This window comes from Mycobacterium sp. TH-M82 (assembly GCF_057473605.1).
Window position 1 is genome coordinate 1 of sequence record NZ_JBYCKY010000031.1, and the last position, 9,075, is coordinate 9,075.

Annotated in this window: 3 protein-coding genes; 2 read left to right on the forward strand and 1 reads right to left on the reverse strand. The window is 62.0% G+C overall.

Annotated features, from left to right (window positions below):
• A partial coding sequence (locus tag AC2VON_RS01105) for a phthiotriol/phenolphthiotriol dimycocerosates methyltransferase (protein ID WP_486951298.1) occupies positions 1-711 on the reverse strand: 711 nt, incomplete at its 3' end.
• 720 nt (positions 712-1,431) lie between these two features.
• Between AC2VON_RS01105 and pks2 the strand changes: the two genes are divergently transcribed.
• Positions 1,432-7,719, forward strand: coding sequence for a sulfolipid-1 biosynthesis phthioceranic/hydroxyphthioceranic acid synthase (gene pks2, locus AC2VON_RS01110; RefSeq protein ID WP_486951299.1), 6,288 nt, complete (start codon positions 1,432-1,434; stop codon positions 7,717-7,719).
• Between the two features lie 235 nt (positions 7,720-7,954).
• Positions 7,955-9,075, forward strand: a 1,121-nt coding sequence (locus AC2VON_RS01115; protein ID WP_486951300.1) for a condensation domain-containing protein, incomplete at its 3' end; no start/stop codon positions are given.

The window sequence follows — 9,075 nt, forward strand, 5'->3', positions numbered from 1 at the left end:
GATATCGCGGAACAAGCGGCGCAGGGGCGCCGGTGTATGGCGGTTGACCAGTTCTTGGTACCGCTCCGAATTTAGCTCCAGTCCGCGTAGCACCTGCGCGTTGATGTCCTTTTGTGAAACCGGCCGCAGCGGGGCATTGGCTAGGTCCGCCTCCCACTCGGCGATCTGTTGAAGGGGGCGGAGATCGGCGTACAGGAAGTGCCCGCCGGGGCGGAGCACGCGCGCCACCTCAGTGAGGAAGCGGGGGTAGTCAGGGTAAAGGTGCGCAGCCTCGACATTGATCACGGCATCGAAGGATTGACCTGGAAAAGGCAGCTTCTCCGCGTCGCCGTGGATGAAATCCAGGCCGGGCAGTTTGTGCTTTTTGCGGCAAAACGCGATGCCTGCCGGGTTCAAGTCAAGCCCGGTGTAGGAAGCCGGGTGCAGAGTGCGCATGATGTAGGAGGCGGCGCCGCCGTGGCCACAACTGACCTCCAGCACCTGCTTGCCGCTGAGATCCACCTGGCTCGCCGTGCGGTGGTAGAGCTGGATGCAGTACCGGTCGGGTTCGTCGGACGCCTCTAGCGGCAGGGCCATCGGCGGATCCTCCTCGTAGCCCCAGTTGAGGAACAGCACCTCGTCGGTGCCGAGCCGGCGGGTCATGAGGCTGTAGCCGTACTTACCGATGACTTTTCCGAATTGCCGATGCGAGAAGCCGACGGCTGCGTTCAATAACGGACCATAAATACGCCCTACCACTGGATAAGTATGGCATGACTGGCGGGTCCAGCGCCAAGCAAGGGTGCCAAGGGCGCGAACATCGCGAACGTCGCCGAGCTGCCAAACTCCGGCCGCAGTGTCTGCAGCACTTCACGCCACGAAACTGGTAGGGGTCAAGCCGGAAGCATCGGCGGCGCTTGAGCTTTTGAGCGAATAGGAGGGATCCGTCGATGCTTCGTCATGGTCACGGCCTGGCCACAACGACACGTCGATCACGTCACAGGGGGCTCATTTTTCCCATCTACCCCAGTAGCCTCAAACTGCAAAATTTGACAGGAGTAATATCATCGGGATGTCAGGGGGTCTCAAGTGTTATCGCGTCAAGCGTGCGTTCACGCGCGGGCTGAGGTGTTGGCCGGCGCCGGCCGGGGGTCTCCGGCGCCGTCGCGGCGTCGGAAAACGATAGGTGTCCGGGAGCCGTTACTGACGTGCGAACCCGCGACCGATGAGGAGACGTGATGTGGTTGCCCTGTTCATGGACTCGGCAAATCGGGTGGCGATGTGCCGCTTCGACGATAAAGCTCGGTGTCAAGCCCCGGCGCCGCACCAAGCCGACGTTTTGCCAGCTCGAATCACGGGTCGACCACTAGCGAACTTTGGAGAGAGATGACCGAATTCGATTCTGCCCCTGACGGGGTGACCATTTCCAATTCATCCTTTCCGTTGTCCACGATGAGTAGCCCGTTAGCGACCCCTGTCGCTGTCATCGGCATGTCCTGCCGGCTTCCCGGAGGCATCGATTCACCGGAGCTGCTATGGCAGGCGCTGCTATGCGGCGAGGATGTAGTCACCGAAGTTCCTGCCGACCGCTGGGATGCTGACGAGTACTACGATCCCGAGCCCGGCGTGCCCGGCCGCTCGGTGTCGAAGTGGGGTGCATTCCTGGACGACGCGGCAGGCTTCGACGCCGACTTCTTCGGGATCTGTGAGCAGGAAGCGACCCTGATGGATCCACAGCACCGCTTGCTTTTGGAAACAGCCTGGGAAGCCATGGAGCACGCCGGATTCACCCCGGCGACAGTCGCCGACTCGCTAACGGGTGTGTTCGTCGGACTGACGCACCTGGACTACCAAATACTCACCGCTGACGCCCACGCCATCGAGGGGCCTTACGGGAACATCGGCACGAATCCCAGTCAGGCGTCGGGACGGATCGCGTACGCTCTGGGGGTCCACGGCCCCGCTGTAACGATAGACACCGCTTGCTCTTCTGGCCTGTTCGCTGTCCATATGGCCTGCCGCAGTCTGCACAACGGCGACAGCGATCTTGCCTTCGCGGCCGGCGTGAACGTGATGCTGGAACCGCGAAGGTTCGTCTCGGGCTCGGCGCAGGGTCTGGCATCTCCTACGGGACGCTGTCGCGCGTTCGACGAGGGCGCCGACGGGTTCGTGTCGGCCGAGGGCTGCATAGTGCTATTGCTCAAGCGGTTACCGGATGCGGTAGCCGATGGCGACCGGATCCTGGCTGTGGTGCGCGGCACGGCCGCCAATCAGAACGGCCATACCGTCAATATCGTCACGCCGTCGGAGACCGCGCAGACCGCGGTGTACCGGACTGCGCTATCCGCGGCGGGCGTGGAGGCCAACACGGTCGGCATGGTTGAGGCGCACGGCCCCGGCACCCCGGTGGGTGATCCCATCGAGTACGCCAGCCTTGCAGGGATATACGGCACGGCGGGCCCGTGTGCATTGGCTTCGGTCAAGACTAACTTCGGGCATGCTCAGTCCGCTGCCGGGGTGCTGGGACTGATGAAAGCGATCCTCGCCCTACAGCATGGCGTGATCCCACAGAACCTGCACTTCACGCGGTTGCCGGATCGCCTGGCCGCTATCGAGACCGAACTGTTCGTGCCTACCGAAAACACTGCATGGCCGACCAACGGCCAGCACCCGCGACGGGCGGCCGTGTCGTCGTATGGATGGTCGGGAACGAACGTACATGCCATTGTCGAGCAAGCACCGGCAGGCCCTGAAACCGTTGCACCGAAAGAGAATTCACCGGCTCGCGCAGTCACCGGCTCGCTTCTTTTCCCGCTGTCGGCCACATCATCGGATGGACTGCGGCGCACCGCGGGCCGGTTCGCCGAATGGCTCGACGCTGGTACATCGAGCGTCGAGTTGTCAGATCTCGCTTACACGCTGGCTCGCCGGCGTGCGCACCGCCCGGTACGGACGGCAGTGTTCGCAAGCAGCCGATCGGAATTGGTCGGGGCTTTACGCGATGTCGCTGCCAGTGACGTGCCTTATCAGACCACGGTCGGCCGGGACGACACAGGGCCGGTGTGGGTATTCTCCGGGCAAGGTTCGCAGTGGGCGGGCATGGGTGACGAGCTGCTCGCCACCGAACCGGTGTTCACCGCCACGGTCGCCGAAGCGGAGCCGCTGATCGCCCGGGAGTCGGGGTTCTCGGTAATCGAGGCGATGTCGGCGCCCGAAACAGTGACCGGGATCGACCGGATTCAGCCAACCATCTTCACGATGCAGGTAGCGCTGGCCGCTGCGCTGAAGTCCTACGGTGTACGACCGGGCGCCGTCGTCGGGCATTCGATGGGAGAGGTCGCGGCTGCTGTCGTCGCAGGTGCCCTGTCGCTGGAAGACGGGGTCCGCGTGATCTGCCGCCGCTCACGGTTGATGTCTACTATCGCTGGGTCCGGAACGATGGCATCAGTGGAACTTCCTGCACAGCAGGTACTTTCGGAATTAATAGCCCGCAACATCAACGATGTCGTGGTTTCCGTGGTGGCTTCGCCGCAGTCGACGGTTGTCGGCGGTGCAACGCCGACGGTTCGCGAACTCATCTCTGCCTGGGAGCAGCGCGACGTGATGGTGCGCGAGGTGGCTGTCGATGTCGCATCACACTCTCCCCAGGTCGATCCGATCCTCGACGGGCTGGTCGATGTCCTAGCCGACCTGCACCCGATGGCCCCGGAGATCCCCTTCTACTCCGCGACCCTGTTCGATCCACGCGAGCAGCCAGTGTGCGATGCCAACTACTGGTCGGACAATCTACGTCACACAGTGCGTTTCGCCGCGGCGGTTCAGGTGGCCCTGGAAGATGGTCACCGGGTCTTCACGGAGTTGGCACCGCACCCTCTGCTCACCCACGCTATCGACCAAACTGCCCGAAGCCTCGATATGCGGATAGCCGCTCTGGCCAGTATGCGGCGCGAGCAAAATTTGCCGCATGGACTGCGCGGCCTGCTGGCCGACGTGCATAGCGGGGGTGCGGCGCTCGACTTCTCGGTGCTTTACCCCAGTGGGAGATTGGTGGATGCGCCGCTTCCGACCTGGACTCACCGCCGGCTGCTTTTGAGCCGCGACGGGCAGGACTCACCGGCGCATGGCGGCTGTGTTGTGGTGGTGCATCCCTTGCTGGGCACACATGTGCGCTTGCAAGAGGAGCCTGAGTGCCACATCTGGCAGGCCGAGATTGGCACCGCTGCGCAGTCTTGGTTGGGTGACCACCAGATACATGGTGTGGCGGTCCTTCCCGGGGCAGCTTACTGCGAAATGGCGTTAGCGGCGTCTCATGCGGTCCACGGCGAGGCGGCTGAAGTCCGTGATATTCGCTTCGAGCAAACGTTGTTGCTCGATGACCAGAGCTCGGTCGGCGTCGTTGCGTCGGTTGCTTCGCCAGACGTCGCCAACTTCGTGGTGGAGACGAACCGGGACGGGGAACGGGTGCGACACGCCAGCGCAGTCCTGCATACGGTCGAGGACACGGGGCAGCCGACTCCGCTGGACATTGCCGCTCTGCTGGCGGCGCATCCGTGTATTACGGAGGGGGCTGAGGTGCGGCAGTGGTTGGATCTGCGTGGGATTCGGCTCGGCCAGGCCTTCACCGGTCTGGCCGCGGTGTGCACCGCCGATGGTGCTGGCAGTACCGCGCTCGCAGAGGTTGGGCTGCCTAGCTCGATCCGCGCACAGCAATCCGCCTATGGGATCCACCCGGCGTTACTGGACGCCTGTTTCCAGTCGGTCGCGGGCCATGCGTACGTTCACGCGCTTGGAACGCGTGTTCTGCCGTTACCGTTGGGGGTCCGCCGGCTACGTGCCTACGGACCTGCCCGCAATGCCCGGTACTGCTACACGAGGGTGACCAGAGCCGACATCAACGGAGTCGAGGCTGACCTCGATGTGCTGGATGACCACGGAGCTGTCTTGCTGACTGTGGACGGGCTCCAATTGGGCACGACGACAGCTGAAAACGGTCACGGCGATCGGCTGCTGACCGAACGGCTGCTGAGCGTCGAGTGGCGCCAGCGCGAGCTGCCCGAGGACACCCACGCCGTTCCCGGATCCTGGCTGCTGGTCAGCACTTCCACGACCGCGGATGTCAACGCCCCCAAGTTGGCCGACGCTTTGAAAGCCCTTGGTGTGCAATGCACGTCGATGTGTTGGCCACTCCAAATCTACCCATCGTCGAACGGGTACGGGCTGACAAGCCAGCTTCGTGCTCGCCGGTTCGACGGAGTCGTCGTTCTCACCGGACCCAAGAACGGCAACCCGGACGAGCAGTGTGCACTACTGGGCCGCGAGTACGTGCGCCACCTGGTGGATATCACGCGCGAGCTGCCGGAAGCCCCGGGGGAGCTGCCACGCTTGTACCTCCTGACCAGGAATGCCCAGATGGTGATCGCCGGAGACCGATCCAACTTGGAGCAGGCAGGGCTGCGTGGCTTGATGCGCGTCATCGGCTCTGAGCATCCTCATCTGCGCGCCACCCAAATCGATATCGACGACGACATGGATGCCGAGCAAGTAGCACGGCAACTGCTGAGCGACTCGGAGGAAGACGAGACCGCCTGGCGCAACGGAAAGTGGTATACGGCCCGCTTGTGCCCAGATCCGCTGAGCCTCGACGAGCGGCGGACCGCAGTTGCAGACTACGAGCGCGACGGCGTACGCCTGCAAATTCAAAAGCCCGGTGACCTGCAAACACTGGAACAGGCAGCATTTGACCGCGTTCCGCCGGGGCCAGGGCAGATTGAGGTCCGGGTCAACGCCTCCAGCGTCAACTTCGCCGACGTGCTGATCGCGATGGGCCGATTCCCCAGCATCGATGGGCGTCAACCCCAGCTCGGTATGGATTTCGCCGGCGTGGTCACCGCCGTCGGACCGGACGTCACCGACCACAAGGTCGGTGACCGTGTCGGCGGATTTTCCGGAAATGGCTGTTGGGCCACGTTTGTGACGTGTGATGCCAAGCTCGCCGTCACGCTTCCGCATCGTCTGACTGATCACCAGGCGGTCGCGGCGTCTACCGCGTACGCCACCGCCTGGTATGGCCTACACGATCAGGCCAGGATCGCTGCGGGTGACCGGGTGTTGATTCACTCCGCAACCGGCGGAGTCGGACAGGCGGCGTTGGCGATCGCCCGGGCCGCGGGAGCCGATATCTTTGCCACCGCTGGCAGTGAACAACGTCGACAGTTGTTACATGACATGGGGATCGACCATGTCTATGACTCGCGGAGTACCGACTTCGCGGAGCAGATCCGCCGCGATACCGACGGGTACGGCGTGGATATCGTGCTCAATTCTGTGACCGGTGCAGCATTACGCGCCGGGTTCGAATTGCTGGCCTTCGGAGGGCGATTCGTCGAAATCGGCAAACGCGACGTCTACGGCAACAGCCGCCTGGAACTCTTCCCTTTCCGTCGAAACCTCACGTTCCACTTTGTCGACCTGGCGTTGATGTCTATCAGCCATCCGCAACGAATCGGAAAACTGCTGTGCACTGTGTACGGCTTGGTTGCAGACGGTGAGTTGCCCTGCGCCAAATACTCCAACTATCCATTCGCCGAAGCGGCGACTGCGATTCGGATCATGAGTGCAGCCGAGCATACCGGAAAACTCGTGCTCGACGTTCCCCATACCAGCTCCGCCACTGTCGTGGTGCCGCCGGAGCAGGTCCCGGTTTTCCGTCGTGACGGTTCCTATCTGATTGTCGGCGGCTTGGGTGGGTTGGGGCTCTTCCTAGCCGAGAAGATGGCCTATGCAGGCTGTGGTCGAATCGTGCTCAACTCCCGCTCGCAACCAAATCGCAAAGTGCTGACGACAATTGAGCTCATCCGGGCGAGCGGCACCGACGTCGTCGTAGAGTGCGGTGACATAGCCGAGGTCGAAACGGCTAAACGCTTGGTAGTGACGGCAACCGCCACCGGCCTTCCTCTGCGCGGAGTACTGCACGCCGCGGCGGTGGTCGACGATGCCACACTCACCAACATAACCGACGAACTCATCGACCGCGACTGGGCACCGAAGACTTACGGTGCGTGGAATTTGCACATTGCCACGGCCACTCAGCCGCTGGACTGGTTCTGCGCTTTCTCTTCGGCAGCAGCGCTGGTGGGTTCGCCTGGCCAGGGCGCGTACGCCGCGGCCAACAGTTGGCTGGACGCCTTCATCCGCTGGCGCCGGGCTCAGGGTTTTCCGGCGACCGCAATTGCGTGGGGACCATGGAGCGAGATCGGCCGCGCCACAGCCCTGGCCGAAAACGCCGACGCCGCGATTACTCCCGACGAGGGTGCCTACGCGTTTGAGACGCTGTTGCGCCACGATCGCGCCTACACCGCCTATACGCCATTCGTCGGAATGCCGTGGGCAACCGCGCTCGCGCAACGGAGCCCGTTTGCTGCAATGTTCAAGTCCGCCGGCCAAGGCAGCACGGACGCGAGCAAATTCGTTGCCGAACTTAAAGCGTTACCCCAGGAAGAATGGCCAGGCCGGCTGCGTCGCCTGGTGGGTGAGCAAGTTGGCTTGATTTTACGTCGTTCCATCGACCCAGATCGTCCGGTATCCGAATGTGGCCTCGACTCACTTGGCAATCTCGAACTGCGCACGCGCATCGAGACGGAAACCGGTGTCCGTGTGAACTCCACCGACATCACCACCATTCGAGGTTTGGCGCACCGCCTGTGTGAAAAGTTGGCAGAGCTCACAGGCGCATCAGCGTAACGGCTGTACGGTTAAATCAACTGCGAGGCTTGGAGGCAAGATGCTCAAAGTGGGAAAAGTAGAGGTCGCGACAATTCACGATTGGGCGCCAGAGTCCGGCTCAGTCGTGTCCTGGCACGCCTCCCCTGCGACTCTTGCGAAAGCCCGGCAAGCACCGATAAGTGCGGTACCGGCCAGCTATAACCAAATCCAACACTTGCGTGACTATCGGAGGTACACCGCTCACGGTCTGGATATGTCACGGTTGGTCATTGCCGCCTGGAATATATCCGGTCGATGCGATATCCGCGCGATGACTTACGTGATCAACGAGCATCTTCGTCGCCACGATACGTACCACAGTTGGTTCGATCACACCGGCGATAACCGCATCATCCCGCACACCATCGGCGATGCCAGGGATATCAAGCTGGTCCCGACTGAGTACGGTGAGATGACACCACAAGAATGGCGAAGCCACTTATTAGCCACGCCGAATCCATACCAGTGGGATTGCTTCCGCTTCACGATCATCCAGCGCGCAGACCACTTCACATTCTGCGTATGTATGGATCACCTCCACATCGACGCGATGTTCCTGGGGGTGGTATTCACCGAGATCTACGCGATGTATGCCACCTTGATCGGCGGTGGGGCACCAGCCGCGCTGCCTCAAGCGGGCAGCTATAACAACTACTGCGTCCGGCAGCATCGGTACGCCTCAGCGCTGACCTTGAATTCTCCGGAAGTCCGCGCATGGATTGAATTCTTTGAAAACAATGAAGGAACCCTTCCCGGCTGGTCACTGCCGCTCGGCGACCCAATGGCACCCTGCGAGGTAATTGGCGTACGGCTCATGGATGAGCGACAAACAGCCGAATTCGAATCAGCCTGCATATCTGCGGGAGCCCGGTTCTGTGGTGGTGTGTTTGCCTGCGTCGCACTGGCCGAGTATGAGCTCACGGGCGCGGAAACGTATCGTGGGATCATTCCCATCGATATCCGACGCACTCCAGCCGACTTCATGACGACGGGTTGGTTCACCGGCTATGTTCCGCTCACCGTGCCCGTGAGCGCATCGTCTTTCGCTGACGTCGCCCGGGCTGCGCAGGTGTCTTACGATACTGGCAGAGGCACGGCAAATGTGCCACTTGATCGAGTACTGGAGTTAGCACCATGGTTGAGAAAGCCTGAGTGGGGCGCTCCTTTACTATTTTTCCTCGACGCCGGCATTCCTCCTCTTTCGGCATTCGTCAACGCTCAATTGGATGGACTAGCTGCCGGGCTATACCATGACGGTGGGATTCTCCTGGGTCAAATCAATATTCGGATAAATCGGCTCGAGAACGAAACCCAAATGACCGTGTTGTACCCCAA

What these genes read in the sequence shown, in the direction of transcription:
- pks2 (WP_486951299.1), top strand. Translation starts at nt 1,432, where the DNA reads ATGAGTAGCCCGTTAGCGACCCCTGTCGCTGTCATCGGCATGTCCTGC.